The organism is Rhizobium sp. B230/85, from assembly GCF_019355735.1.
In the GTDB taxonomy this organism is placed as follows: Bacteria; Pseudomonadota; Alphaproteobacteria; order Rhizobiales; family Rhizobiaceae; genus Rhizobium; species Rhizobium rhododendri.
On the sequence record NZ_CP072157.1, the window covers coordinates 1,360,972 to 1,387,689 of the forward strand.

The window sequence follows — 26,718 nt, forward strand, 5'->3', positions numbered from 1 at the left end:
TATGGGTGGGGTGTCGCGAAGGCAGCCCACCCATATGGCAGGCTACCCGCAATGCGCGAGGTCGGTTAATCTACCCTCAATATGAATGATGAGGGTAGAAAATGACCCCAGGGAACATGACTGTCGATCCCGTTACTCAGGAGATCATCGAAGGTAAGCTTATGGCGACCGTCGACGAGATGGGGATCGTCATGGCGCGCACGAGCATGAGCCCCGTGATCTACGAGGTGCTGGATTTTGCCTGCGGCCTGCTGACGGCTGAGGGGGAACTCGTTGCCCAGATGAATGGCATCACCCTATTTACCGGCACGTTTGGCGTCCAGGTAAAGGCGCTGATCGGTAGATTTGACGGCAATCTTGTCGATGGCGATATCCTGCTTTCGAACGACCCCTACGCCGGCGGCACGCACGCTTGCGACTTTGCCATCGTCAAGCCGCTGTTCGCCGATGGTACGATCGTCGCCTATGCGATCAACGTCGCCCACTATCTCGACGTCGGTGGATCGGTGCCCGGCAGCCTTGCGCCGGATGCCACCTCGGTCTTTCAGGAAGGCCTGCGGCTGCCCGGCGTTAAGGTCGTGCGCTCGGACGTGTTTTCCGACGAAATCCTCCACATCATCAGTGAAAACGTCCGCCTGCCCGAGATCGCGCTTGGTGACCTCAATGCGCAGGTCGCGACGGTGCGTGTGGCGGCGCGGCGGATGATGGAGCTATCGGCGAAATATGGCTCCGAAACGGTTCGTGCTGCGTTCACCAGTTTGCTCGATGCCAGCGAAAAGCGCAGCCGAGCCGCCATCTCCCTCATTCCCGACGGCTGTTACGAGGCAACCGATGTCATCGATGGCGATGGCGTCAGTTCGGCGCCCATTTTCGTCAAAGTTGCCGTGACGATTTCCGGGGACAGCATTACAGCCGATTTCACCGGGTGTCCGCCGGCCGTGGCCGGACCTATCAACTGTGCACGCGGCGCGCTGCAGTCTGCAGTCAAGACCATCGTCAAGGCAATGGTCGGGCCGCAGGAGCCCTCCAACGAAGGCTGGTTCCGGCCGCTGACGGTGATCGCGCCGTCCGGTACGCTGTTTACGGCTGAAAAACCCTCGCCGACGGGTTGGTACTACGAGGGATCGGTGCATGCATCGGAGCTGGTCTGGAAGGCGCTCGCCGCCCTGGTGCCGTCGCGATTTTCCGCCGGTTCCTATTCCAGCCTTTGCGTCGTCTATATTTCCGGCAGGGATGCCAACGGGCAACCGTTTATCCATATCGAGCCGCATCACGGCGGCTGGGGTGCCAGTGAGCATCGAGATGGCGCCAATGCTGTCATCGCACTCACCGACGGCGACACCTACAACTATTCTGTCGAGCTGATCGAAGCCCGTTTCCCGTTGCGCGTCAAACGCTATGCCTTGAACGTCGAGGGTGGAACCGGCGAGGGGCGCCGACGCGGCGGCTTCGGCATCGTGCGTGAGTACGAGATCTTGAGCGGCGGTGCATCGGCCTACGGCAGCTTCGGACGCACCAGCACCCTTCCATGGGGCATGGATGGCGGCGGAAGCGGCACTGCGAATGTGCTGCAGATTGCGCCGGCAGATCGAGGTGCGCCGCAATCGCATGGCCGCGTCGCCCATATCGATCTTGCGACCGGCGACATCCTGCGGGTTGTCACCGGCGGCGGCGGCGGATGGGGAGACGCGCGCGACCGCGAAACCTTCAAGATCGAACAGGATCTGCAGGACGGATTTTTGACGGAGGCCGACGCGTCCAGGCTTTACGGATACGAGAGAAGGATTGCGGGATGATCAGACTTGCAACGGATGTGGGGGGCACGTTCACGGACCTCGTCGGCTATGACGAGCAGAGTGGCGAATTGTTCACCGCCAAGAGCCTGACGACTGTCGACGACCAGTCGATCGGCGTACTCGACGCCATCGCTGCTGCCGAAGCGAAAGACGGGTTGCGCACGCGGGACGTGACATTTTTTGCCCATGGCGGCACGACGGTCATCAATGCCATCACCGAGAGAAAGGGCGTGCGTACTGCGCTGGTGACCACTGCCGGCTTCCGCGACGTTCTGGAAATCGGCCGCGGCAACCGGCCCGATCTCTATAACCTCCAGTTTCACAGCCCCGAGCCATTCGTCCCCCGGCATCTCCGTTTCGAGGTTCGGGAACGCCTTGATGCTTCCGGCAAGGTGCTCATGCCGCTGGAATGCGACGACCTGCGGCCGATCATCGCGAAATGCCTTGAAGAGGATGTCGATGCTGTCGCCATTCTCTTTCTCCACAGCTACGCGAACCCCGAGCACGAGATCCTGTGTGCCGATATTCTGGCCGATGCGCTGCCATTTACGACCATCTGTGCGAGCCATGAGGTCTCGCGGCAGTGGCGGGAGTACGAGCGCTCGAACACAGTCGTGCTGAATGCCTATGTGCAGCCAATCATTCGCAACTACTTTGCCCAGCTGGAAAGCTCTCTGACGGGTCGTAACCTGACCTGCCCCTATTACGCGATGCAATCGAACGGCGGGATCTCGACGTTCGACCAGGCCGTCAACAGCCCGCTGACTTTGGTGGAGTCGGGACCGGCGGGCGGTGTCGCCGGTGCGGCACGTATTGGTACCGCCATCGGCGAAAGTGAGGTTCTGTCGCTGGACGTCGGGGGCACGACGGCAAAATGCTCGCTGATCCACGATGGCCGCCCGACCCTGAATGTCGAATACAAACTGGAACATACACGGATCGCGCCCGGCCATGCCATCCAGGTCCCGGTCGTCGATATCGTCGAAATCGGCTCCGGCGGTGGCTCAATTGCGCGCATCGACGATCGCGGCGCGCTAATCGTGGGTCCGCAAAGTGCCGGCTCGACACCGGGTCCAGCCTGCTACGGGCGCGGCGGCACGCAACCGACATTGTCCGATGCCATCCTCGCCATAGGCATCTTCGATCCCGCAACATTTGCCGGCGGCAGCATGCATCTGGACAAACGGAAGGCGGACGAAGCGATCGCGACTGTGGCTGGGCCGCTGGGGCTGAGCATCGAGGATGCAGCACTGGCGATCATCGATATTGCCCATGCGAGCATGATCAATGCCCTCAAGCTGGTGACCGTCCAGCGCGGTCACGATCCGCGCGACGCCGTCTTTGTTGTCAGCGGCGGTGCCGGACCTGCGCTCGCGACCCGTCTCGGCCGCGATCTCAGCGTCAAGGCGACGATCATCCCGCCGCATCCCGGGATCTTTTCCGCATGGGGCATGCTGGCGGCAGAACCTCGGGCGGATTTTCGCGGCACTTGGTTCGCGCAGTTGTCGGCAGGCGCTCTGGCAGAGCTGGCGCCACGGTTCGAGAGCCTGGAGAGGGAGGCCATTGCCTACTTCGCCAAGGGCCAGGAGGCCAATATCAGGTTCACCTATCAGCTCGAAGCGCGGTATCGCGGACAGGAGCATGGCGTCTATGTGCAATTCCAGCGCGAAGACAACGTCGACAGCCTTGCGGAACGCTTCCATGCGGCGCATGAACGATCTTATTCATTCAGGCTCGCGGATGCGGCTATCGAGATTACGACACTGCACCTCGAAGCGGTCCTGAACGGAACGGTCATCGCCTTGCCGAAGATAAAGTCGGCCGTCGAGCGCGTCGCGCCCGGCGGACAGAGAAATGTCTATTTTGGCGGTTCGAAGGGATGGATCCGTTGCCCCGTCTATGCGCGTGACAAGCTCTGCGGCGGCCAGCAGATCGAAGGGCCGGCTATCGTGGAGGAGGCGACGGCAACGACCTTGATCCAGGAAAATCAGACATTGAACGTCACGGATAACGGTATTCTGATTGTTCGCGAAACCAGCGCCAAGGCAGGGTAAAGATGGCGATATCCATCCAGATCGATCATGTCAGCAGGGAGTATGGACCTGTCAGGGCGCTAGACGACGTGACGCTCGAGATCAAGGCGGGTGAATTCTTCACGCTGCTTGGATCCTCCGGATGCGGGAAAAGCTCGCTCTTGAAGCTGATCGGCGGCTTTGACCGCCAGACCTCGGGTCGTATTGCGTTCGACGGCAAGGATGTCGGCGATGTTCCGGCCAATCGCCGGCCGGTCAATACGGTCTTCCAGAACCTGGCATTATTTCCGCACATGAGCGTTGCCCAGAATGTCGGCTACGGGCTTCGTCTGAAGGGGATGTCCAACACAGCGCTTCGGGCAAAAGTCGCCGATGCGCTGGATCTTGTCGAACTTTCAGGCTTTGGACCACGCGACGTCAATCTGCTCTCCGGCGGCCAGCGGCAACGGGTGGCGCTCGCCCGCGCGCTGGTCATGGAGCCAGGGATCCTGCTTCTGGACGAACCCCTGACCGGCCTGGACGAGCGCTTGCGCCAGCAGATGCGCGACGAATTCGGACGCTTGCATAAGCGCACCGGCGCCACCTTCATTCTCGTCACCCATAATCAGGACGAAGCCCTCAGCCTCTCAGACCGCATGGCGGTCATGCATCGTGGCCGCATAGAGCAGGTCGACGTGCCGGCGCAGTTTTTCGAGGCGCCGGCCAATGCCTTCGTCGCCCGCTTTGTCGGCATCGATACGGTGCTGCGGCCGGAGGCGGTGATCTCGGTTGGTGATCACGCGCAGGCGACTGTCGCCGGTCAGATGTTGCCCGTGCGCAGGGCCGGACCTTTGGACCCGACTGCCAGTGTCGTTGCCATTCGGCCGGACCGCTTGTTTGTGGCGCCGTCAGGCGCGTCTCCGTCGCTGCGGCTCACCGTGGTCGGCACGACGTTCCGAGGCCTGCACCGCGATCTGAAACTCGCCTTTGCCGATGGGCAGACGCTGATGGTGGCGATTGATGCCGAAGTCGGGGATCTTGCTATCGGGCAGGAGGTTTCGGTCGGCCTGAAGCCCGATGCCGCAGTGCTGATTGCAAGTTAGAGACTGCCGCCTGACGGTTCTGCAAGCTGCTCGAGCAATGCATGCCAACAAAAAAAGGGGAATGACAATGACGATCCATGACAGACCACTTTCATCCAATCGGCACAGCAATGTGCAGCGCCGCAATTTCCTGAAGCTAATGGGGGCAGGTGCTGCACTGTCTGCCGGCGGCCTGGGTTTCGCCTCGCGTCTTGCCGCACAAGAGGCTCGCACGGTTGCCTTCTGGGCTACGGCAACGCTGGACATCGGCGACAAATGGCAGGCGTTTGCCAAGCAGAGCGGCGTGACGCCTGAGTTTACCGACAACGGCAACGACCTCGGCCCGGTGATCGCCCGCCTCGCGGCCGGCAATGCCAACGATCTCTTCGATGTCGGCGGCTTCCAGGGCGGCGCCGAAAAGGAACTTGCACGCCAGGGCGTCATCGTTCCCTGGGACCTTGCAAAGATCCCGAACTACGAGAGCCTGTGGCAGTGGGCAAAGAACATCCCCTACCTGAAGCAGGGCGGAAAGCAATACGGCATTCCGACCGTGGTCAATGCCGACTCGATCATCTACCGGCCCGACAAATTGGGCAAAATCGACAGCTACGGTGCGATCTTCGATCCGAAGCTGAAAGGTCGCGTTGCGATGGAAGATGCATGGATCAACAGCGCCATCTTCACTGCCATGTACCTGAAGGAAAGCGAAAACAAGCCGATCGTCGATCCCGGCAACCTGACCGAGTCCGAACTCGGGATGGTCATGGAGTTTCTGATCAAGCACAAGACCGACGGTCAGTTCCGCACGTTCTGGAATGGCTGGGAACAGGGTGTGCAACTCGTTGCCGACCAGGAGGTCGACGCGATGACCGGATGGGAGCCGATTGTCTATGAAGGTCGCAAGCGCGGGCTCCAGGTGGAATACGCCGCACCCGTCGAAGGATACGAAGGCTGGGGCAACAACACTGTTCTCCTCAAGGGGGCTGCCGATCGCGGTGTAGCCAACGCTGCGCATGCCTTCGTCAATGGCCTGCTCGGCGGCCTATACGGCTGCGAGCTCGGCCAGGCGCGCGGCTATCTGGTGCCGACCGACAACAATGTCGCCTATGCCAAGGCGCATCCGGAAGAATACAAGCCGGAAGAGGTAGCGAAGCTGGCCGAACACGTGAAAGCCAAGTTCGCCGGCAAGATCTTCTGGCAGAATGCTCGGCCGGACAATTTCCAGCTCTACGAAGAGTGGTGGCAAAAGCTGCGCAACGCCTGAGCCCAATAATCGGCAGCGGTCGTTTTCACCGCCGCTGCCACCGAACCCTGGAGATGCCTATGGTCAGACTGCGCCTGCCCACATCGTCGATGCTGATGACGCCGCCGCTCCTGGCGATCCTGACGCTTGGGCTGGTGCCGCTGACCGTCGTCGTCGTCTGGAGTTTCTGGAGCTGGGATCCGCAGACTTACTGGATTAGGCCGGATCTTAACCCCGCCGGATACGAGGCTATTCTGGACGCAGGCCGATGGACCGTCATCGTCTCGACGCTGGTAAAGGCTTTTGCCACGGCGTTCCTCTGTCTGCTGATCGCCTATCCGACCGCCTATGCGATCCATTTTCTCGCCGGACGGCGGCTGAGCATCCTGCTTCTAGCGCTGATCACCACTCCCTTTTTCACGTCATACCTCATACGCTCCTTTTCCTGGCGGCTCGTGCTCGGCCGCACAGGTGTCATCAATACGATGCTGCAGGATCTCGACATCACTCAAGCACCCCTCGACTGGTTGCTGTTCAGCAATTTCGCAGTCGTCGTCGGGCTTGTTGCGTCTTATCTGCCGTTCGCGACCTTCCCGTTGTTGCTGTCGATGCGCCGCGTCAATCCGACATTGCTGGCGGCGGCTCAGGATCTCGGCGCCGGCTTCTGGAGAAGCCTTGCGACCGTCCTCATTCCCCTGACCTTATCGGGCATCTTTGCCGGCTTCCTGTTCGTCTTCGTCATGGTGGTCGGGTCTTCGACAGAGGTCCAGATGCTCGGCGGCGCGGGCGCTTCGATCGTTTCCGTGATGATCAACGACGTCATGCGTGTCGCCAACTATCCGTTGGCATTTGCAATTTCGACGGTGGTGCTTGCTGTCATCTTCGGTCTGGTGCTGGTCGGCAACCGGCTTTTCGACCTTGCCTCGCTCTTCGAGGATCAGTCGCCATGATGATCCGTGAAGGACTTTCCAACCGCATCCTGCTCTGGGTCGTCACCATTGCGGGACTACTCGTCATCTACGCGCCGCCACTCTATCTGCTTGCCGTGTCGTTCAATCCGGCGCTGCAGCCGGGTCTTCCGAGCCTCTCCAACCTCAGTCTTCAGTGGTACCTCGCGCTGCCTAAGGAAACAGCGCTGATATCGGCGTTGGAGCAGTCCCTGATCATTGCGACGGTCACGGCGGTTCTGGCGACAGGGATGTCGCTGCTCGCAGGCCTTGCCTATTTCGAATTGCGAGCCCGGCGGCGGGCATGGTTCCTGACCGTCATCCTGCCGATGTTCGTGCCGGGCGTCATCCAGGGGCTGGCTCTGTCGGCCGTTTTCACGCGCGCCGGTATCAAGGCGTCGAGCATGACGGTCATCGCAGGCCATGTGCTGTGGGCGATGCCGTTCGCCTTCATCGTTATCTTGACGAGCTTTGCTGCCGTGCGCCGGTCCTATCTCGTCGCGGCCGCCGATCTCGGCGCCACCCGCTGGCGCCAGTTCATCGATATCACCTTGCCGCTTATCCGGCCGGGCCTGATAAGCGCTTCCATATTTTCTTTCCTGCTTTCACTAAACGAATTCACCCGGGCCTTCTATCTGGCGGGCCGCCAGAACACACTTCCGGTGGTGCTATTCGGCAAGATGAATTCCGGTGCGTCGCCAGTCATCTACGCGATGTCCGGCGCCATATTCCTGGTCTCGGTCGCCTGCGTCACGCTCATCGCGATCCGCTCTCTCATTTGCAGGTCAGAACCGGCGACCGGCTGATTGCGCCGGAAAGGGCGCTGGAAGCCAGCGCCCCCCAATGCTCATATGTTCACTGACATCCTCAGGCAGCTTTCTTGGCTTCAAGTTGTGGAGCGGTCGTGCTCGCGGCCAAAGTCGGGCCTGTCTGGATCTCGATCTTGCGCGGCTTCATCGCTTCCGGAATTTCGCGGACCAGATCGATGGACAGCAGGCCATTCGACAGACCAGCGCCGGAGACGCGGACGTGATCTGCCAATTCGAAGCGGTGCTCGAACGGGCGACCGGCAATTCCGCGGTGCAGATAACCTTCACCCTGCGTTTCCGCCTTGTTTCCGGTAACCGTCAGCAGGTTCGACTGGAACGTCAGGCTCAGCTCGTCCTGCGAGAAACCGGCGACTGCGACCGATATGCGGTAGGTATCGTCGCCCGTCTTGACGATGTCATAAGGCGGCCAGTCGCTGATCGAACGCGCGCGCTGAGCATTTTCGAGAAGGTTGAAGACGCGGTCGAAACCGACGCTCGAACGGAAAAGCGGTGCATAGTCATAAGATGTTGCCATAGCCATATCCTCCTTGAAGCAACATGGGTACGAAGACGCCGAAGCAACCGGCGCCTCGGTGATCGCTGGCCCTTTCTGGCATCCAGCAACAATTATCTGGTTTTCCAAAAATTCGGTTTCAAGAGTTGTTTTGCAAAAAAAGTGAGGGCTTCCGACGGACTGAATGTGGTCTCGCCGCGCTGCACCCGGTGTCATTTCTCCGACAGCCTCTCCACGAGCCAGCGACCCGCTGTGCCCAGGGCCGTGCCTCTTCTCCGTGCAACAACGAAGGGAAATTGCGGCATCCTGTCCAGTCCATCCCATTTTGTCGGATGGAGCTCGACGAGCTTGCCCGCTGCGATATCTGCTGCCACTCGCGACCGTGGCATGCTACCCCACCCGAGGCCGGCAAGCAGCATAGCGTGCTTGGTCTCGAGTTCGGTCGTATACCAGCGATTGACGGCGATGATCCCGTGATCCTGCTTTGTCGAAACGGAGGGACGTGCTGCAAGAATGAGCTGCAGGTGATCTCGCAGAACTTCAGGCTCGATGGGGCCGGCGATCCTGCCAAGAGGATGTGCAGGTGCCGCGACTGCAACGAGTTCGATCAATCCGCACGCACTGCGTTCCAGCTGGTTGGTCAAGGGGAAATAATCGACGGTTATCGCGACATCTGCCCAACCATCCATCAGCGCCCGGACAGACGTCTCGACCGGCTCGACCATCAGACGCACCTGCAGGGTCGGGAAGGTCTCGTGAAAAGCCTTTAGGATCGTCGTCACGAGGTCCATCGGAATGAACGGATCGATCACGAGCCGGACCTCCGTCTCCACTCCTTTTGCCAATCCCGTGGCAACGAGATGATATTCCGCGACGACATCGAGGATCCTTCGCGCGCGCGGCAAAAGCGCAATGCCCGCTTCGGTGAGCACCGGACGGTAAGCGGAGCGGTCGAAGAGCAGCGCGCCCGTCTGGTCCTCCAGTTTCTGGATGGCATAGGTTATCGCCGAGTGCGCCCGGTTCATGCTTTTGGCTGCCGCCGCGAAGCTGCCCTCGTCAACGATGGCTACGAAAACAGCGAATTGGTCGAAGGATGCAGCGTTCATACCGTTCAGATTATCCGAACGTCTCCTTCGAAACTATCCCTATTTCATTTCACGCACGGCGAGGGCAAGTTCTCGCGGAGCAGACGAATTCACCAGAGATGTGAAGAGGCACAACATGATCCCCTCCGCAATCGGCATCGAGACCAGAAATAGTCATAAGCTGCTCAAGGGCGCGCTTTGGGTGGCTCAGGGGCTGATTTTCGCGAGCTTCTGTTTCTTCGGCTTGACCAAGCTGACCACACCGATCTCCCAGTTGGCCGGCATGATGCCGTGGACAGGTGCCGTTCCCTCCAGCATCGTGCGTCTGATGGGGCTCATCGATATCGCCGGGGGCATCGGCATCTTCATCCCAGCGCTGACCCGAATCCGGCCCCGTCTCACCGTGGCTGCAGCATTTGGCTGCACAGCGCTGCAGATCTGTGCCTCAGCGTTCCACATTTTCCGTGGCGAATTCGCGGTGTTGCCGCTGAATGTCGTTCTGCTGGCACTCTGCCTGTTCATTCTCTGGGCTCGCACACAGCGCTTTCCGATTGTAGCTCGGACAAACCAGGTCTGACGGAGCGAGGATTGCCTGCTGTGCAGTCCTTCCTCGATATCACCCATGAAGTGCAAAACGACACCATTCGAACCTGCGTTGAAACCGAAGCGGTCGCCTATCGTGTGAGGAAGCAAATCGTATGAAGTTCGAGGAGGATCGTTTTCCGCTCCTGCGGCGTAGCGTGATGACGATGATGTCGTTTGGGCTCGTCGGCTTTGCCACCGCAAGGCCTGCCTTGGCGTCCGAGCCAAGCCCCGCCATCACGCCTGCCGGAAAACGGAAGAGGCCTCACCGCGTGATATTCCACGTCGATAGCGGCGATGAGGCAATCATGGGTCACGCGATCGGTGGCGCGATGAATTTGAGCCGATACTATGGCGACATGGGCGAGCCACCGCTGATCGAGATCGTCGCAAACGCCGCGGGCATCGTGATGTTTCGCGCCGACAAATCTCCCCTTGCCGATCCCATCCGCGCGCTGCGGGAACTCATCCCCGGGCTGACGCTCAGTGTCTGTGGTTCCTCGAAGGCGATTGCCGAGAAAAAGGAGGGACAGGAAATAACTCTACTGGAGGGCGTGAAGGTCGTCCCTTATGGTGTAGGGAGACTGGTCGATCTCCAGGAAGCCGGATGGAGCTATATTCATGCATGATTTGACGACGCGCGGGCTGCGCAATCCGGTAACGCGGCGGAGCGTAGTTGGAGGCGGCCTTGGCGCGGCAGCGACCCTTGCATATCCGCACGTTGCGCCGGCCCGCTCTTTTGACAATCCGCCGGTGTTTTATTCTGACCATCACCAGTTCACCATTCTGGAGCCATCGCTTGTCATGGCGCCGACGACGCTGTCTGGCCTCGACGGAAAGCCAAAAATCCTGAAGCCAGCCAGTGGCAAAGTAACATTGGTAAGCTTCTGGGCGACGTGGTGTGTCTTCTGCAAGACGGATATTCCTGCCCTGGCGAAACTGAAGGCTTCCATGGGAAAGCGGATCGACGTCGCCGCAGTTTCAATCGACAAGGGCGATCGCGGAGACGTCAAGCTCTTCCTCTACGATCTCTCCGTCGCGGGCTTGCCGATCTACCTGGATCCGAACGGTACAGTAGCGGGAACGGATGCTGCCTCAGGCCAGCAGTTTCCGCTTTACGGAATGCCGATTACCTATCTGGTAACCCCTGATCAGCACATAGCCGGCTACATCGCAGGGACAGCAGACTGGCTAAGCAAACCGGGCCAGGACCTGCTTTCCTATTACAGTTAGCTGTCAGCCCGCGGTCCGCGAATCCGTTCAGGTCGGCAGGATCTTGAAGTCGGCGCCTTCCGGTAACAGCTGTCCGCCATCGACGACGATCGTCGTGCCCGTCACGTATTTCGCGTCGTCCGATGCGAGGAACAGGAAGGCGTTGGCGACATCCCGGGGTGTTCCGAGACGGCCGAGCGGGATCGAATCCTCCATGTTCTTGATGAAGGCAGCGCTGCGGTGCATCTGGACGGCCTCGGTCAGGATATTGCCCGGCTCGACGCCGTTGACGGTGATGCCGTAGGACGAGAATTCCAGCGCGGCCGAGCGGATAAAGCCGTTGATGCCGGCCTTGCTGGCCGAATAGTGGCCATGGCCCGGGCTGGTGACATGCGGCCCCGTTATCGACGAGGTGAAGAGGATGGTGCCCGACCCTTGCGCCTTCATTACCGTAAGGGCTGCGCGCGCGGCGTTGAAGCAACCGCGCAGGTTGACGGCCAGCACCCGGTCCCAGTCGTCAGGCGTGGTGTGTTCGATCAACTGCCAGGGATAGATGCCCGCGTTCTGGACGATGATGTCGAGGCGGCCATGACGCTCGATGGCGAGCGAGACGGCAGCGACAGTCTCCTCCATCGATGAGACATCGGTGCGAATGAAATCTGCTCCGAGTTCGCTGGCGGTTGCCTCGCCCTCGTTTTCTTCGAAATCGGCGAGCACGAGCTTCGCACCCTCTTCCTTGAACCGCAGGGCGACGGCCTTGCCGATGCCACGCGATGCGCCGATGACCAATGCCACCTTGTCTTTCAGTCTGTCTGTCATGCGAGCCTCTGGCGAAGTCTTTGTTTGAATGTATCGAGAAGAACTGCGGCGAGTACCAGGAAGCCGTGGATGACCTGGGTGTAGTTTGCCGGCAGTCCCATGAGGTTGATGGCGGTATTGATGGAGGAAAGCAGCAGCACGCCGGCATAGACGCCCGGCAGGCCGCCGACGCCGCCCTTGAGGCTGACGCCGCCGATCACCACCGCTGCAAAGGCATTGAACAAGAGCCCGACGCCGAGGTTGGCAGTGGCACCCGATGTCCGGATGGCCAGCAACCAGCCTGCGAGCCCGGCAATGGCACCTGCCATGACGAAGGCGAGGATCAGGTTGCGGGTAACGCGAATGCCGGCCCGGTATGTCGCGGTTTCGTTGCCGCCGATCATGACCAGATGCCGACCGAATTTCGTTTTCGACATCATAACCGAGAAGATCAGGAAGCAGCAGATGGCGATCCAGGCCGAAAGCGGAATGCCGAGGAAACGCTCGATGGCGAACCAGCGGATGGCCGGCGCAAGGTCCTGGGCCGATCGTCCGCCCGAGATCGCAAGCACGATGCCGCGCACCCAGATGAACGACGCCAGCGTGATGATGAAGGCACTCATCTTCAGCTTGACGACCAGCACTCCGTTGAGGAGCCCGATCAGCCCGCCGATGGAACAGGCGATCAGCAGGGAAACGGGGACCATGAGCCATTCGGGCGACAGCTTGATGCCGAGACCTATGCCGGCAGAGCAGAAGAGGATACCGACGGCCATCGCCGAGAGTGCGGCCACTGATTCAACCGAGAGGTCCATGTGACCGGTGATGATCACCAGCGCCAGGCCGATCGACATGACGCCGAGCACGCTCGACGCTTCGATGATGTTGGTAAAGATGCCGATCTGGAAGAAGTTCGGGATCACCGCCGAAAATACGGCGAGCACGAGGATAAGCATGAACCAGACGAGATTATCGAGAACGTATTCGAGGGTTTTGCGTGTACGAGGCGTCATCAGGCAAATCCGAATTGGAGGGGAGGGGTCCGGGGTACTGTGACCCCGGACGGAAAGTCCGACTACTTTACGGATTCAATCGTTCCAGCAGGTGGCTTGAGGTTGCCCCAGAATGCGGGGTTGTCGACATTGGCCTTGGTGATTGCGGAGCCCGGGACCTTGATGTTCGGCCCCCATGGCTCGATCGTTACCTCGCTCTTCAGACCCAGCACGTCATAAGTGCCGGCCTTGATCTCCTGCTTGGCGACCACCTTGTCCATGAACATGGCAACGGCGGCGGCCTGGGCGTAGAGCGGCTGCTCGACTTCGGTATTGAGCCAGCCCTTGCGGATCAGGTCGAGACCGACGGGAGCGCCGTTCGAGCTCATAATCATGACATCGCCCGGCTTCTTGCCGGCTGCCTCGAGCGAAGCCACCGCTGCCACCGAGAGATGGGCGGCATGCAGGAAGATCAGGTCGATATCGGGATTGGCGAGCATCTGGTCGGAGACGATGGTACCGGCATTGCTCGCTTCCCACTGCATGGCGGGAACCGAAATGATTTTGACGCCGGGAAAGGCTTTCATCTTTTCCTCGAAGCCCTTCTGGATATCGAGCGTGTAGGGGTCGCCAGGGTCGCCGAGGACCTGCAGAATCTTGCCCTTCACGTCACCTTTCCTGGCCTTCAGCATCGCCTCGGCCTGATCTCCGGCGATATGGCCGATCTCGACCGTGCCGGCCACGGAGGTGAAATCAGACGGCGTCGAGGTGATCTGGCGGTCGAATTCGACGACAGGAATGCCGGCAGCACGGGCTGATTCAATCGAGGGCTTCAGCGCGTTGAAATCGACGGCAGCGAGAATGATCGCCGCAGGCTTCAGCGCCATGACGTCGTTCATCTGCGACTGCTGGGCGTCAGTCTTGTTGTCGGCATTCAGTGTCTTCATGTCATAGCCGGCCTGCTTCAGGAACAGTTGCAGGGCGTTGACCGAGCCGGTCTGGAATTCGTCGAGCAGGGTGGGCACGAGGTAATAAACGGTGCCCTTGCTTTCGGCGGCGGCTGTCGTGAGCATGGACAAGCCGAGCACCATCACGCTCAGCAAGGTTAGCATTATTCGCTTCATGATCGTTCTCTCCAGTTTGAGCCGGACCCCTTTCATTGTCTGCCCACCGGTCCGGCTCCGGCGAGAGTTTGCCCTGTGATCATCTCGATCACTGCATCCGGGCTTGTCTTGCTGCATTCGACATCGCCGGCGACGACGCCGTGGCGGATGACGACAATGCGATCTGCGACCTGGAAGGCCTGCTGCATGATGTGGGTGATGATGACGACCCCGATGCCCTGGTTGGCAACGTGGCGGATCATGTCGAGCCCGCGCCGCGTCTGTTCTACGCCAAGCGCTGCGAACGGCTCGTCCAGCAGCACCAGCTTTCCGCCCCAGTGGACGAAGCGGTTGAGCTCGATCGCCTGGCGCTGGCCGCCGGACAGGTGCTCGACCTTGGTGCGCATGGAAGGAATGCGCGTTCCGGCGCTGGACAGCGCCTCGCTGGTGATTTTCTCCATCGCTTTCTCGTCAAGAAACGGTATGCCGGCGAACTTGCGGGTGATCTCGCGACCCATGAAGAAATTGCCGACCACATCGACATTGGTGCAAAGGGACAGGTCCTGGTAGACGGTCTCGATACCGGCTGCCTTGGCCTCCGCGGGGGTTTTGGCCTGGAACTCCTTGCCCTCGAAAAGCATGTGTCCGGCAGTTGGCTGCAGGCCACCGGAGATGATTTTCACCAGTGTCGACTTGCCGGCGCCGTTATCACCGAGAAGGGCGACGACCTCGCCCTTGCCGATCGAGAAACTGATACCCTTCAGGGCTTCGATCGCGCCGAAGTTCTTGCGAACACCATCGAGGACGAGCAGTTTCTCAGTCATACGGCAATCCCTTTTTCTGAAGTTTCAAACATCTGGCCGAAGCGTGGCGAGAGCGCCCCGAAGACCGCAAGCGCCGCCGCACCGCGGAGCGCTGAATGCTGGCAATCGCTCGCCACCATCACGCGTGGATGGGCGCGGTCTGAGCGGTCGGAAACCGAGCTATTGAGCCCGTCGACCAGCGACGCCAGCTCGTCTATCAGCGGCTGTGGTGCTAGCCCGCCGATGACGACGGTTTCGGGATCGAAAAGGTTCTCGATGGTGCGGATCGTGTTGCGGAAGATCGGCGCGATCTCGCGCACCCAGTCGGCCTCCGACAGCCCGCGCCTGTTGAAGGCATCGAGGGACAGATAGCGCTCCAGGCAGCCGCGGTTGCCGCACGGGCAAGGCTCGCCGTCGGGGACGGCCGGCATGTGGCCGATTTCCCCGGCATTCCCCCAGGCCCCGCGCATAACGAGGCCGTCATGCATCATGGCGCCGCCGAGGCCGACGCTGAAGAACAGGTAGTAATAATCCGAAAGCTGCTGCCCGAGGCCGTAAAGCTGCTCGCCGAGCGCTGCTGCTGCCATGTCGTTCTCGAAGAACGCAGGCAGGCCCGTGGCATCGGCGAGGCGCTGGCGGATGTCGACGTTCTTCCAGCCGATCATCGTCGTGGAGCCGACGAAGCTCATGGATTCGACGTCGAAGGGTCCCGGCAGCGCCAGGCCGGCACCCAGCAAACGGCCGCCGCGAAGGCCTGCCTTCAGCTCGGAGATCATCTCTTCGATCAGCGCGAAAGCGTCGTCCGGAATTGGATTCAAGGCGACGCGATGGCGGCTGTCGACAACGTCACCGAGCAGGTTGACCAGCGCCGCTTCGATGAAAAGCGGTGTGATGTGGATCCCGATGGAAAGCCCGCCGTCGGGATTGATGGTCAGCGTCGAGGGCGGAATGCCGCGTCCCCGGGGCTCCTCTTTTACGGACAGGATGAGACCCTGTTCCTCAAGCTCGCGGACGATGGTGGAAACGGTCTGCACCGTCAGTCCTACTCGAGTGGCGATATCGCCACGGGTGGTCGGACCCAGAAGCCGGATCGATTCAAGCACGATCCGCCTATTGTAGGGCCTTCCCGACTCCTGATTGGTGCCCCGCAATGCCATCCCAAAACTCCATGCAAGCTCAGGATGGCAGCACAATTCTATTTAGTCAAATGGTTTTCATAAATAATAATGACTGTTGCCTCTGCCGGTTTCCTAGGCAAAAAATCGAATATTAACGCACCGAACCATCATGATCCCAGGCTCGCCGCATGGCACGCCGATGGATTGGAGGGGAAATGGTCGAGCAGGCCCCAGGCCCCGTGAGCGATCAGTTCGGCGCCATCCATTGTTTGGCGGACGGTCAGAGATGCTCGGAACATCGCTCTTGTGTGATCTTCGGTTGACAGCCCGTCCAGCCTTGGGGACGCTCGCGTGCGAGGCGACGAGTCGCCACCCAGTTGCCGATAGCGCCAGGAGTACAGATGATGCTGCATGCCCGCCCCTTCGAAATGATGCCCAAGCCGGGCGATGCGATTGCCGACCTTTCAACGCCGCGACCGGTCATCGACGAGGACAGGATGACGGCGAACATCGAGCGGGTGCAGGCCTATGCGGACAGCCACGGACTGGATTTTCGCCCACACATCAAGACACATAAGCTGATTAGCGTCGCAGCACAGCAGGTTGCAGCCGGTGCCAAGGGGATAAACTGCCAGAAGGTCACTGAGGCGGAAGTTTTCGCCGATGCCGGTTTCGACGATATCCTGATTACTTTCAACATCCTCGGCGCCGAGAAACTCGATCGCCTGACCGCCCTCAACGAGCGTATATCGAGCCTCAAGGTCGTGGCCGACAGCCGGATAACGGTCGACGGACTATCGGGCCGTTTCAACGGTTCGAAGACGCTGAATGTCCTGGTTGAATGCGACACCGGTGCCGGTCGCTGCGGTGTCGCCGATCCTGATCAAGCCTTTGATCTGGCGCGATATATCCATGAGAGCCCGGGGCTCGCCTTCGGCGGGCTGCTGACCTATCCAAAGCCGGATTCGGCGCAGGCGGTCCAGGCCTATTTCGCCCGTGCTGCGACGCTGCTGGCAGATGCCGATATCCCGTGCCATGTCATCAGCCATGGCGGCACGCCGAGCCTGTTCGATGGTCACGATGTAAAGGCGGCAACCGAATACAGGGCGGGCACCTACGTCTATAACGACCGCTCGTTGATCCGCGCCGGGCACTGCACCGAGGCCGAGTGCGCCATGACCATTCTTGCCACCGTCGTTTCACGCCCGGCACCCGGCCGCGCCGTGATCGACGCTGGAGTGAAGGTTCTCACCAGCGATCTGCTCGGCTTTTCCGACTACGGCCTCATTGTCGACTTTCCGGATGCCGTCATCAAGGCGCTCTCCGAGGAACACGGCGTCATCGACATCTCCGCCTGCAGCGACACCTTTCCCGCCATCGGTGAAAAGATCCGCATCATCCCGAACCACACCTGCGTTGTGACAAATATGTTCGACACCATGATCTTCCATCGCCACGGCATCGTCACCCGAACCGAAGACATCGCCGCCCGCGGCATGGTCTGGTGATGTTCCGAAAATTGGCGCTATTCCGTGAAGCGAAAGAGCAGGGTCGAGTTTTGGCTCTCATCAAGAGCTAAATATTGCCGACCGGTCCTGCGTTTCGGTTTTAACGAGAGGCTTGCGCATGCGGTTGAAGCGTCGCACCAACTTTTTGTGCTGCTGCCGCCAGGCGCTTATCTCTTGTCCACAAGCGTGACCCCTGGTCGAGCTTGTTGAAGTCAACAAGCGTGCGTCGTTGTAACCGAAGTCCATGCTGAATATCGAATGGCGATCAATTATCGTCATTACCTCTTGCATGGCTCGCGATCATTGCTTCGCGTTGAGCTGTGCCCCTTCGCCCGCGACGCACCTTGGTTTTCAAGGAGAGAAGGCTTTGGCTGGCGTCCTAGATCGGTAACGGCCCGGCATCGATCCACCATCTCGGTTTGCTTGGCGTGTTTCCAAGTTCAACGCCGAAGGTCAATCCGCTCGGGATCGTCCCTGGAGGCCCGCCCGCGTACACGGGCGGGCCTCCGTGATGCTAGAAGTCCATACCAGCGCCGGCAGGCAGCGCCGGTGCGGCGTCCTTCTTGGGCTTGTCAGCAATCATTGCTTCTGTCGTGACCAGCAGGCCGGCGACGGAGGCTGCATCCTGAAGCGCGGTGCGCACCACTTTGGCCGGGTCAATGACGCCCTGAGCATAGAGATCGCCGTATTCGCCGGTCTGGGCGTTCCAGCCAAAGGATAGATCGGTCTTTTCGCGCAGCTTGCCGACGATGATCGAACCCTCGGCGCCGGCGTTTTCCGCGATCTGGCGCACTGGTGCCTCGATCGCCCGACGAACGATGTCAATCCCCACGCGCTGATCGTCATTGGCTGTAGGCAGGCCATCCAGGGCCTTGACCGCGCGCAGTAGTGCCACACCCCCACCGGGTAGGATACCTTCTTCGACAGCGGCGCGGGTCGCATGCAGCGCATCGTCGACGCGGTCCTTCTTCTCTTTAACCTCGACTTCGGTCGATCCGCCGACACGGATCACGGCCACACCACCAGCGAGCTTGGCTAGACGTTCCTGAAGCTTTTCGCGGTCGTAGTCCGAGGTGGTTTCCTCGATCTGAGCGCGGATCTGGGCAACGCGACCGTCGATCTCGACCTTTGAGCCAACGCCATCGATGATGGTGGTATTTTCCTTCTCGATTGCCACCTTCTTGGCGCGGCCGAGCATATTCAGCGTGACGTTTTCAAGCTTGATACCGACATCTTCCGAGATGACTGTTCCGCCCGTCAGGACGGCGATATCTTCAAGCATCGCCTTGCGGCGATCACCAAATCCCGGAGCCTTGACCGCGGCAATCTTGAGGCCGCCACGCAGCTTGTTGACGACGAGCGTTGCAAGCGCTTCGCCTTCGACGTCTTCTGCAATGATCAGCAGCGGCTTACCGGATTTCACCACTGATTCCAGAACCGGCAGCATCACCTGCAGGTTGGAAAGCTTCTTCTCGTGGATGAGGATATAGGGATCCTCAAGCTCAACCCGCATCTTGTCCTGATTGGTGACGAAATAGGGGCTGAGATATCCACGATCGAACTGCATGCCTTCGACGACTTCCAGCTCGGTTTCAGCCGTTTTGGCTTCCTCGACCGTGATAACGCCCTCATTACCGACTTTTTCCATTGCTTCAGCAAGATACCGGCCGATCTCCTCGTCGCCGTTGGCGGAGATGGTGCCGACCTGGGCGATTTCGGAATTGCTGGTGATCTTGCGAGCGTTGGCTTTCAGTTCATTGACGACCGCATCGACCGCGATGTCGATGCCCCGCTTTAGGTCCATCGGGTTCATGCCGGATGCCACCGCCTTGGCACCTTCCTTGACGATCGCCTGGGCCAGAACAGTCGCGGTGGTGGTGCCGTCGCCGGCGAGATCGTTGGTCTTTGACGCCACTTCGCGTAGCATCTGTGCGCCCATGTTTTCGAACTTGTCTTCAAGCTCAATTTCCTTGGCGACAGATACGCCGTCTTTGGTAATGCGCGGTGCGCCGAACGACTTGTCGATAACAACGTTGCGACCTTTCGGGCCGAGCGTGACTTTCACGGCATTCGCCAGAACATCGACCCCACGCAGCATGCGTTCACGGGCATCGGTGTTGAATTTGACTTCTTTCGCAGCCATTTTTTTAACTCCTCAATAGGCAGCTATTTGACTGATGGTTAGACAGGTCAGGCTCAGGCGGCCTTCTTCTGCTCGACTTGGGCCTCGATAACGCCCATGACGTCGCTTTCCTTCATGATCAGCAGGTCTTCGCCGTTGATCTTGATTTCGGTGCCGGACCACTTGCCGAACAGGATGTGGTCCCCGGCCTTGACGTCGAGCGCCTGGATCTGACCGGCTTCATTCCGCGCGCCGGGCCCGACGGCGATGACTTCGCCTTCCTGCGGCTTTTCCTTGGCGGTATCGGGGATGATGATGCCGCCCTTGGTCTTCTCTTCAAATTCGACGCGACGGACGAGAATGCGATCATGAAGCGGTCTAAACGACATGTTTTCCTCCATGGACAAACAATGTTGACGTTGTTGCCCGGCCGGATTGCCACAGTCGGGCGGGAACGAAACCTCTTTGAGCGTTTCGTGCAAAAAAATCTATTTTCCTATTTTTTTGATTTCAAGAGGGTATCGGAGAAAAATTAGCACTCGGTTTTGACGGCTGCTAACACTCTGGAAAGGCATGATAATATCATTTTTTCGTTTGGAAAGGTTGATGACCGCAGACAGTTGAGGCATCCTCCTGATGTCACAAAACGGAGATGAAAGCATGAATTTTTCATCTGATCTGGAGCGCCAGCTGAAAGGCTATGGGCTGACAACCGCCCATATTCTCTATCGCATCCCGGATTTCGAATCCGTCCTGCAGACCTACGTCTGGCAGGATTACGATCTCGCCCCTGACTTTCCCGAAATGCGCAGGTTCTTGGATTTCTGGCAGGCTTCCCTCGATGGGCCGCTGCATTCGGTGCGTTATAGCCACCAGCGCCTGATCGGCCCCAATGAGTGGCGGCGCGTCGACGGGGAATTCCAACTCCACTGAGGCTTGAAGCTGATTTCCTCACTTCCTAGCTCATCGGGCGGCCGAGGCTTGATGAGCTCTGCCGACTTGTCCACGTTTGTATGGAGTGAGGCCGCATGGAAGAAAACATCAATATCATCAAAAGCGCAAGCATCCCCGAGCGGGAGGAGATCATCGTCGATTTTGCCCGTTGGCTTGAGACCGCCTCACAGGAGGCTGTGGTGTATGGCGAGGGACGTTTTGCGATACTGTCGGCCAATATGGCAGAAGCAATCCGCATCAATGCCGATGAACTTGCTCGTGACAGGCCCGAGGTTGCCGAGCGGGTCTTGCAGCAGGCCTTTGCGATGATATCGCAATTCAAGGCAGCTTATCCGCATCGTGTTATCAGCCGCTCTGTACATTAAGCCGCGAGGCAGACAATCGGACCAACCGACCGTTTCACAAGGACGATCGGCGCGGTCGTTGCCGCGTGTTTCAGGCTGCGTGTCATTTGAGAAGTTCTTGTCCGGGACAGGGCGAGCGAATTTTTTCACAATGGCCCTTGAACCTAAAAATTGCAAAAACCAATTCGAATGAGGTCAGCCGCTGATGACAGGTCCGACATCGGTCCGACGCTGCCTTTTGGCGCTTCCGTAACCATGCTGCTTAGAGGAGGATATGGCTATGGCAACATCTTACGACTATGCACCGCTGTTCCGCTCGAGCGTCGGCTTCGATCGGGTGCTCAACCTTCGGGAAAACGCTGAGCGCGCCCGCTTGACCAACGACTGGCCGCGCTTCGACATAGTCAAGAATGATGACGACACCTACCGGATATCGATCGCGGTGGCTGGCTTTGCCCGGGACGACCTCGACATCAGCTTACAGTCCAAGCTGCTGACTGTCACTGGCAGGAAGCAGGAAGCATCCACCGATTGCTGCCTGCATCGCGGTATCTCCGCCCGTCCGTTCGAGCACCGGTTCGAGCTTGCCGATCATGTCCGGGTGAACGGAGCAGATCTGAGCAACGGTGTCCTGTCGATCGATCTCATTCACGACATCCCAGAGGCCCTAAAGCCGCGCACAATCTCAATCCAAAACGAGGCCGCTTTGACCTCTGCCGCTCACGCGCAGATCGAAGCTCGCAAGGCTGCTTGACTCTGTCGTCTTGGCTAAACCGGGCGCAGTTGTAGCGGCGCCCATCAACATTCGGGGTTGGAAAGGAGAGAGCTATGAAATCCGATATGTTCAGACAGCCCGTTTCCATTCTTGTCGGTCTTGGCTTTCCGACGGAAGTATGCGGCGTGATGGACGCCTACCGGCATCTCATCGAATGGCCTGCCTCACTTAGAGACCCAGCCCATTCGGTTGTGCTCAAGGCATGCAATGCCGCGTTGCGGGGTGAGATCGAAGCAGAGACCGTGCGGGGACTGTTTGCCGCCTTTGCCGAGAAACACGATCTGCTGGCGCCCGAAACAAACGTGATCGCCGCGTCACGCCAGCGGCGCGACCGGGATCCTCAGGTACGATGAGGTAGACCGATGATGCACACAATGTTGCAGCAGGCCGCCAACAATGCAATGGCGATGGGGCCATCGGTTCTTATTCAGGGCATGAAGCTTCGGAGGCCGATCGACGTGGTGAGAGCGCCGACTCTTTCCGTCGATGACAAGCGCGCTATCCTCGCGGCGTGGGCGTCGGATTTCTATGCGATCGACTCAAAGCCCGGCCTTCGTCAACTGCCAGGAACGCCAGAGCCAATCGCGATCGATGAAGTGCAATCTGGCCTCGAAGAGCTCGATCGGCGGTATGGGATCTGATGGGTTGCGTGTTCAGGCTAACTGCTTGATCGCCTGTTCGAGCGACCGCTGACCGTCGCATCGGCACCTCACGGGTTTCAGGGGGCGATACGACGTTAGCAAGACATTTGTGGACCCCACTGCCGGGCACTCTGTTGTCACTATGCCGGAAGGAGCCCGGCAATGCGATAGGCGTCGATCAAGGCATCATAGAGTGTTATGTCTGATCGACTCCTTGCCATTAGCTGGGCGCCGGCCACGGCGGCGAAGATGGCATGAGCTCGTGCTTCGCTCTCTTCATGGCCGACAATCCCTGCAGCAAAAAGGGTTTTGCTCAGCCACGCCACGTTGACATCGGCGAAAGTCTGCACTTCTTTTTTTAGCGCCTCAGGCAAGTCGTCGTACTCGGCACCCATGAAGCTGCAGAGGCACATGCGGTTGTCGTTCTGCAACGCCCAACGAAATGTCTCAGGATATCGATGCAGGGAGCGGCCCGGATCGTGCGGCGTCTCTGCCAGCAGACCCTCAAGGTATTCGGCCGAGTCTTCCCAGTATCGCTTCGCCACGGCGGTCGCGAGATCCGCCTTGCTCGGGAAGTGGTAGTAGAGGCTTGCGGCCTTGATGCCAACATCCGCCGCCAGATCGCGGACGCTCAGTCCTCCGTAACCATGCGCCTGCGCCATTGTTCTGGCTGCCAGCAAAATCTTCTCTCGAGAATCCGAACTCATTGTCTACCTCGCTTCCGGTTTCGTTCTAGCGGCAGGAAGGGGCTTGACCAACCAATTTTTACGCTCTAGCTTTTGACTACCAAACGTTAGGTAGATATACAAGCGAATCTCAAAGGAGCCTCACATGAGCACAACTCTCACCAATCTCGATGCCACCAAACTGGCCGAACTTATCCGCACCAGGGATATCTCGCCCGTTGAAGTCGTCCAGGCGCACCTGGATCGGATCGCTTCAGTCAACCCAAAGGTCAATGCGATCGTCTCGCTGGCAGAAGGCGCACTCGACGCTGCCAGGTCAGCAGAGGCATCCGTCCTCGCCGGCGAAAAGCTCGGCCCACTCCATGGCGTCCCATTCACAGTCAAGGATTCAATCGACACAGCAGGTGTCCTCACGCAGCGCGGTTCGCCCATCTTCAGGGGCCGCACTCCAGATGCCGACGCCACAAGTGTTGCCCGAATGAAGGCGGCTGGCGGCATCCTCCTGGCAAAGACCAATCTTCCGGAATTCTCCTACTGGACCGAAAGCGACAACCTGCTTACGGGCCGCTCGAACAACCCCTGGAACCTCGACCGCACACCTGGGGGGTCGAGTGGCGGCGAGTCCGCTGCAATTGCCGCCGGCATGTCGCCGCTGGGTCTGGGCACCGATCTGGCGATCTCCATCCGTGGACCGGCGGCGCAGACCGGCATCACATCGATGAAAGCAACCCATGGCCGCATCCCCATGACGGGGATCTGGCCGCGGGCACCTCGCCGCTTCTGGCATGTCGGTCCGATGGCCCGTAGCGTTCGCGACGTCGCATTGGCCTATTCGTTGATGGTTGGGCCGGACGGGGCGGATGGCTTTGCATCGAGCACGGCCCAGTTCGATACGGGCGTCGGGACGTCGCCAGATCGTCCGATCCGTGTTGGCTGGCTGGTCGAACCTGGATTTGGTCCGATCGACTTGGAGGTGGCCGCCACCGTTAAGGCCGCCGCCGAAGCGCTCGAAGGCCAGGGCGCGATCATTGAGCAGGTTCGTATTCCGGCGCTTGAGAAGGATTTTGCGCTCGATGTGTTCAACCGCCTTCACGTGATGGAGATGAAGCCCGATTTCGCGGAGGCGACGGCCGGTCACGGCCAGGACGAATTGTACATGATGGCAAAAGCCATGCTTGCTGCGCCCGACACCATTATGAAGGACTATATTGAAGCCGAGCAGGCGGCCGAGCGCCTGAGGGATGGTTTTGCCGACTATTTCCAGCGCTACGATGCGCTGATCACCCCTGTGCAGCCAATCCCGGCCCAAAAACATGGCACTACGGAGTTCCTGATCAACGGCCAGACTGTAGATGCGACCTATCTCCAGGGCTCGACCGTGCCCCTGAACGTCACTGGCCTGCCGGGTTTGACAATGCGGTTTGGTACCAGCCACGACGGCATGCCGATCGGCATCCAGTTGGTTTCAAGGTGGCAGGCAGAAACGACGATCCTGCACCTTGCTGCACTGCTGGAATCGGTCAGTACGGTTCGCGATCTGCGGCCCGTCGTCTGAATTGACGCAACCAGAGCACTCCGGCATAACCGCGGTGCTCAGTTGCCTGCTGTCATTCCAAGAAGACAGGTCAAACGGGAAGTGTCATCCGCATGAGCAGACCGCCTTTGGCAGGAAGCTCCGCTTCCACATGGCCGCTGTGGCTGGCGAAAGCATGTTTGGTGATTGCCAATCCGAGTCCGAAGCCGGGGGTACCTTCAGGCACATCGTTTCCACGGCGGAACGGCTGGAATATGGCGGCGAGGATGTCTTTCGCTATGCCGGGTCCTTCATCGAGGACTGTGATGACGAAGTTTTGGCCGGCTCTTTCTGCGCAAATGACAACCCTTGAATCCGGCGGCGCGTATTTTACGGCATTGCGCACGACGTTTTCGATAGCCCTGTAAATAAGCTCGCCATTTACCGATGTGACGAAAGATTTCGCGCCTTCGTAGGTGACGTGGATGTTGCGGGAGGCGCCTTCAAAAGCGCAGTCATCGACAATCTCCTGAAGCAAATCGACCAGATCGACAGTCTGCCGCTCCATTGGCTGTTTGTCGCTCGCCGTCAGTCTCGCGAGCGTCAAAACTTCACCGACGAGGTCATCCATCCGCGCGATCTCTCGCTCAAGGCGCTCGGCCATAGCCTGCAACCGGCTGGGATTCTGCTTCAGCAGCCCCACGGCCGCCTGAAGTCGAGATAGGGGCGACCGAAGCTCGTGAGACACGTCGTGGAAAAGACGTCGCTGGATATCCTGGAAATCCTGAAGACGGGCGGCTGTCACGTCGAAGTCATGGGCGAGCGCTTGAATCTCGTCTCTTTTCAGATTGGTGTCGCCGCCAATCCTGACATCGAAGTGACCCTGCGCAAGTGCGCGAAGACCGCCTCGCAACTGCTCTACCGGTCGTGTCAGATACTGGGCTAGCCAATAGGCCGTAACCGCAGCAGCGAGCATTGCCGACGACCAGGGGACGAGCTTTGGCAGATTGCGCGCCAAAAAATCGATTTCTGTTGTGACTGCGATCACTTGATAGCACTGGCCACCATAGAGGATACGTCGCTCGAATTGACCCGTAACCTTTGTTGCACATGCCATGGAATCTCCAATGACCGCCAGGCTCAGATGAACGGGTGAGGGTGTCGTGGCGACTGCCGTCAGGTATTGTTGTGTTATCCCAACACCGTTTTTCGCCAAGAGCACTGCGGCTGTATCAAGTGCCAGGCCTGTTCTTTGATCGCGAAGTTCCTCGGGGAGGGGTAATACGCCGAAAACGGAATTGATGACGAACAATAGCGCAAGCGACGCCGCCATCGTCAGCCAGACAATCGCGAAAATTCTCCAGAAGAGCCTCCGCATCAGAGTGCCTGCACCAGCTGGTATCCTTGCCCACGGATCGCGCGGATCCACGAGGTGCCGTCAGCACGAACACCGAGCTTTTGACGGACGCTGCTGATGTGCACATCTATGCGCCGGTCAAACGGCGTCAGCGGTCGACCGAATGCACGCCGGGAGATTTCCTGTTTCGGTACAAGCTGTCCGGCGTTGCGCGCCAACACGTCGAGAATATTGTATTCGGCACCCGTTAATTCCAGCGGCTTTCCCTGCCATTGCGCTGCTCGGCCCGCAGAATTCAGGATCAGGTCGCCGACACGAAGAATATCCTGTTCATCAAGTCGGCCTCCGGCTCGCCGGAGGATGGCGCGGATGCGCGCGACAAGCTCACCCGGAGAGCAGGGCTTGGCGACATAATCGTCGGCGCCGAGGTTAAGGCCGGAAATCCGGTCGATGTCGTCCCCTTTCGCCGTGAGCATCAGGACGGGAACATTGCCAAGGCGGCGGATACGCTGCAACGCATCGATGCCGTTCATTCTCGGCATCATGACGTCGAGAACGATGATGTCGACCGATTGGTCGGCGGCACCGGAGATGCCGACCCGGGCGTCAGTCGATGTTTCGACGTCGAATCCCTCTTCCACGAGATATTCGCTGAGAAGCGTCGTCAGCTCGATATCATCGTCGATGAGAAGAACTTTCGGCATCTTGGCTTCCACGTTGTC

General features: G+C 59.4%; 28 protein-coding genes and 1 pseudogene. 16 read left to right on the forward strand and 13 right to left on the reverse strand.

Annotated elements, in window-relative coordinates; translation table 11 throughout:
* The first annotated feature begins 101 nt into the window (after positions 1-101).
* The 6 genes from J5289_RS24230 (at position 102) to J5289_RS24255 (ending at position 7,886) form a co-directional block, all read left to right on the forward strand.
* Complete coding sequence (locus J5289_RS24230; RefSeq protein WP_209207090.1) at positions 102-1,796, forward strand: hydantoinase B/oxoprolinase family protein; 1,695 nt, start codon at positions 102-104, stop codon at positions 1,794-1,796.
* Positions 1,793-3,850, forward strand: a complete 2,058-nt coding sequence (locus tag J5289_RS24235; RefSeq protein WP_209185815.1) for a hydantoinase/oxoprolinase family protein — start codon at positions 1,793-1,795, stop codon at positions 3,848-3,850. The genes J5289_RS24230 and J5289_RS24235 overlap by 4 nt, the downstream gene beginning before the upstream one ends.
* 2 nt (positions 3,851-3,852) lie before the next feature.
* Positions 3,853-4,911 (forward strand): ABC transporter ATP-binding protein, encoded by a 1,059-nt coding sequence (locus J5289_RS24240; protein ID WP_209187792.1) that lies wholly within the window; start codon positions 3,853-3,855, stop codon positions 4,909-4,911.
* A gap of 67 nt (positions 4,912-4,978) precedes the next feature.
* Entirely contained in the window at positions 4,979-6,154 is a 1,176-nt protein-coding gene (locus J5289_RS24245) for a PotD/PotF family extracellular solute-binding protein (protein ID WP_374108597.1), read from the forward strand.
* A 59-nt stretch (positions 6,155-6,213) separates the two neighbouring features.
* Complete coding sequence (locus J5289_RS24250) at positions 6,214-7,083, forward strand: ABC transporter permease (protein ID WP_209185818.1); 870 nt, start codon at positions 6,214-6,216, stop codon at positions 7,081-7,083.
* Positions 7,080-7,886, forward strand: coding sequence for an ABC transporter permease (locus J5289_RS24255; protein WP_209207088.1), 807 nt, complete (start codon positions 7,080-7,082; stop codon positions 7,884-7,886). The genes J5289_RS24250 and J5289_RS24255 overlap by 4 nt, the downstream gene beginning before the upstream one ends.
* Positions 7,887-7,947: 61 nt before the next feature.
* On the opposite strand, the gene J5289_RS24260 is transcribed toward J5289_RS24255, so the two are convergent.
* Both J5289_RS24260 and J5289_RS24265 read right to left on the reverse strand, forming a co-directional pair.
* Positions 7,948-8,424 (reverse strand): Hsp20 family protein, encoded by a 477-nt coding sequence (locus J5289_RS24260; protein WP_142831692.1) that lies wholly within the window; start codon positions 8,422-8,424, stop codon positions 7,948-7,950.
* A gap of 191 nt (positions 8,425-8,615) precedes the next feature.
* Positions 8,616-9,509: a LysR family transcriptional regulator gene (locus J5289_RS24265; protein WP_209207087.1), complete on the reverse strand. Its 894-nt coding sequence runs from the start codon at positions 9,507-9,509 to the stop codon at positions 8,616-8,618.
* A gap of 115 nt (positions 9,510-9,624) precedes the next feature.
* On the opposite strand from J5289_RS24265, the gene J5289_RS24270 reads away from it, so the two are divergent.
* The 3 genes from J5289_RS24270 (at position 9,625) to J5289_RS24280 (ending at position 11,303) form a co-directional block, all read left to right on the forward strand.
* Complete coding sequence (locus tag J5289_RS24270) at positions 9,625-10,065, forward strand: DoxX family protein (RefSeq protein WP_209207086.1); 441 nt, start codon at positions 9,625-9,627, stop codon at positions 10,063-10,065.
* Between the two features lie 121 nt (positions 10,066-10,186).
* Entirely contained in the window at positions 10,187-10,699 is a 513-nt protein-coding gene (locus J5289_RS24275; protein WP_247750700.1) for a hypothetical protein, read from the forward strand.
* Entirely contained in the window at positions 10,692-11,303 is a 612-nt protein-coding gene (locus tag J5289_RS24280; protein ID WP_209207085.1) for a TlpA disulfide reductase family protein, read from the forward strand. The genes J5289_RS24275 and J5289_RS24280 overlap by 8 nt, the downstream gene beginning before the upstream one ends.
* A 27-nt stretch (positions 11,304-11,330) precedes the next feature.
* Here J5289_RS24280 and J5289_RS24285 read toward each other — a convergent pair whose 3' ends face one another.
* The 5 genes from J5289_RS24285 to J5289_RS24305 all read right to left on the reverse strand — a co-directional run bounded on the left by J5289_RS24285 (position 11,331) and on the right by J5289_RS24305 (position 16,135).
* A complete protein-coding gene (locus J5289_RS24285; protein WP_209207084.1) occupies positions 11,331-12,101 on the reverse strand; it encodes an SDR family NAD(P)-dependent oxidoreductase in 771 nt (256 codons plus the stop codon).
* Positions 12,098-13,093, reverse strand: coding sequence for an ABC transporter permease (locus J5289_RS24290; RefSeq protein ID WP_142831654.1), 996 nt, complete (start codon positions 13,091-13,093; stop codon positions 12,098-12,100). The genes J5289_RS24285 and J5289_RS24290 overlap by 4 nt, the downstream gene beginning before the upstream one ends.
* Before the next feature lie 62 nt (positions 13,094-13,155).
* The gene (locus J5289_RS24295) at positions 13,156-14,196 is read right to left on the reverse strand and encodes a sugar ABC transporter substrate-binding protein (RefSeq protein ID WP_142831655.1); all 1,041 of its coding nucleotides are present in this window, start codon (positions 14,194-14,196) and stop codon (positions 13,156-13,158) included.
* 32 nt (positions 14,197-14,228) lie between these two features.
* A complete protein-coding gene (locus J5289_RS24300; RefSeq protein ID WP_111221690.1) occupies positions 14,229-14,999 on the reverse strand; it encodes an ATP-binding cassette domain-containing protein in 771 nt (256 codons plus the stop codon).
* Positions 14,996-16,135, reverse strand: coding sequence for an ROK family transcriptional regulator (locus J5289_RS24305; protein WP_142831656.1), 1,140 nt, complete (start codon positions 16,133-16,135; stop codon positions 14,996-14,998). The genes J5289_RS24300 and J5289_RS24305 overlap by 4 nt, the downstream gene beginning before the upstream one ends.
* Positions 16,136-16,500: 365 nt before the next feature.
* On the opposite strand from J5289_RS24305, the gene J5289_RS24310 reads away from it, so the two are divergent.
* On the forward strand, positions 16,501-17,604 hold the full coding sequence (locus J5289_RS24310) for an alanine racemase (protein WP_374108606.1): 1,104 nt from the start codon (positions 16,501-16,503) through the stop codon (positions 17,602-17,604).
* A gap of 100 nt (positions 17,605-17,704) precedes the next feature.
* On the opposite strand, the pseudogene J5289_RS29490 reads toward J5289_RS24310, so the two are convergent.
* The 3 genes and pseudogenes from J5289_RS29490 to J5289_RS24320 all read right to left on the reverse strand — a co-directional run.
* Positions 17,705-17,923: pseudogene (locus J5289_RS29490) on the reverse strand (type II toxin-antitoxin system VapC family toxin); the annotation flags it as partial.
* Positions 17,924-18,118: 195 nt separating this feature from the next.
* Complete coding sequence (groL, locus tag J5289_RS24315; RefSeq protein WP_209207083.1) at positions 18,119-19,747, reverse strand: chaperonin GroEL; 1,629 nt, start codon at positions 19,745-19,747, stop codon at positions 18,119-18,121.
* 53 nt (positions 19,748-19,800) lie between these two features.
* A complete protein-coding gene (locus J5289_RS24320; RefSeq protein ID WP_142831658.1) occupies positions 19,801-20,115 on the reverse strand; it encodes a co-chaperone GroES in 315 nt (104 codons plus the stop codon).
* Positions 20,116-20,386: 271 nt separating this feature from the next.
* On the opposite strand from J5289_RS24320, the gene J5289_RS24325 reads away from it, so the two are divergent.
* The 5 genes from J5289_RS24325 (at position 20,387) to J5289_RS24345 (ending at position 22,440) form a co-directional block, all read left to right on the forward strand.
* Positions 20,387-20,659 carry an usg protein gene (locus J5289_RS24325; RefSeq protein WP_142831659.1) on the forward strand — a complete coding sequence of 91 codons (273 nt, stop codon included), beginning with the start codon at positions 20,387-20,389 and terminating at the stop codon, positions 20,657-20,659.
* Positions 20,660-20,754: 95 nt separating this feature from the next.
* Positions 20,755-21,045 (forward strand): hypothetical protein, encoded by a 291-nt coding sequence (locus J5289_RS24330; RefSeq protein ID WP_142831660.1) that lies wholly within the window; start codon positions 20,755-20,757, stop codon positions 21,043-21,045.
* A gap of 259 nt (positions 21,046-21,304) precedes the next feature.
* Positions 21,305-21,778, forward strand: coding sequence for an Hsp20 family protein (locus J5289_RS24335; RefSeq protein ID WP_142831661.1), 474 nt, complete (start codon positions 21,305-21,307; stop codon positions 21,776-21,778).
* 74 nt (positions 21,779-21,852) lie between these two features.
* The gene (locus J5289_RS24340; RefSeq protein WP_209207082.1) at positions 21,853-22,152 is read left to right on the forward strand and encodes a DUF982 domain-containing protein; all 300 of its coding nucleotides are present in this window, start codon (positions 21,853-21,855) and stop codon (positions 22,150-22,152) included.
* Between the two features lie 9 nt (positions 22,153-22,161).
* Positions 22,162-22,440, forward strand: a complete 279-nt coding sequence (locus J5289_RS24345; protein WP_142831663.1) for a hypothetical protein — start codon at positions 22,162-22,164, stop codon at positions 22,438-22,440.
* A gap of 140 nt (positions 22,441-22,580) precedes the next feature.
* Here the strand turns inward: J5289_RS24345 and J5289_RS24350 are convergent, their stop codons facing one another.
* Complete coding sequence (locus J5289_RS24350; protein ID WP_142831664.1) at positions 22,581-23,147, reverse strand: TetR/AcrR family transcriptional regulator; 567 nt, start codon at positions 23,145-23,147, stop codon at positions 22,581-22,583.
* A 124-nt stretch (positions 23,148-23,271) separates the two neighbouring features.
* Between J5289_RS24350 and J5289_RS24355 the strand changes: the two genes are divergently transcribed.
* Positions 23,272-24,681, forward strand: coding sequence for an amidase (locus J5289_RS24355; protein WP_209207081.1), 1,410 nt, complete (start codon positions 23,272-23,274; stop codon positions 24,679-24,681).
* Between the two features lie 70 nt (positions 24,682-24,751).
* Here the strand turns inward: J5289_RS24355 and J5289_RS24360 are convergent, their stop codons facing one another.
* On the reverse strand, positions 24,752-26,017 hold the full coding sequence (locus J5289_RS24360; RefSeq protein WP_209207080.1) for a HAMP domain-containing sensor histidine kinase: 1,266 nt from the start codon (positions 26,015-26,017) through the stop codon (positions 24,752-24,754).
* On the reverse strand, positions 26,017-26,700 hold the full coding sequence (locus J5289_RS24365; RefSeq protein ID WP_209185833.1) for a response regulator transcription factor: 684 nt from the start codon (positions 26,698-26,700) through the stop codon (positions 26,017-26,019). Before J5289_RS24365 ends, J5289_RS24360 begins: the two co-directional genes overlap by 1 nt.
* Between the last annotated feature and the right edge of the window lie 18 nt (positions 26,701-26,718).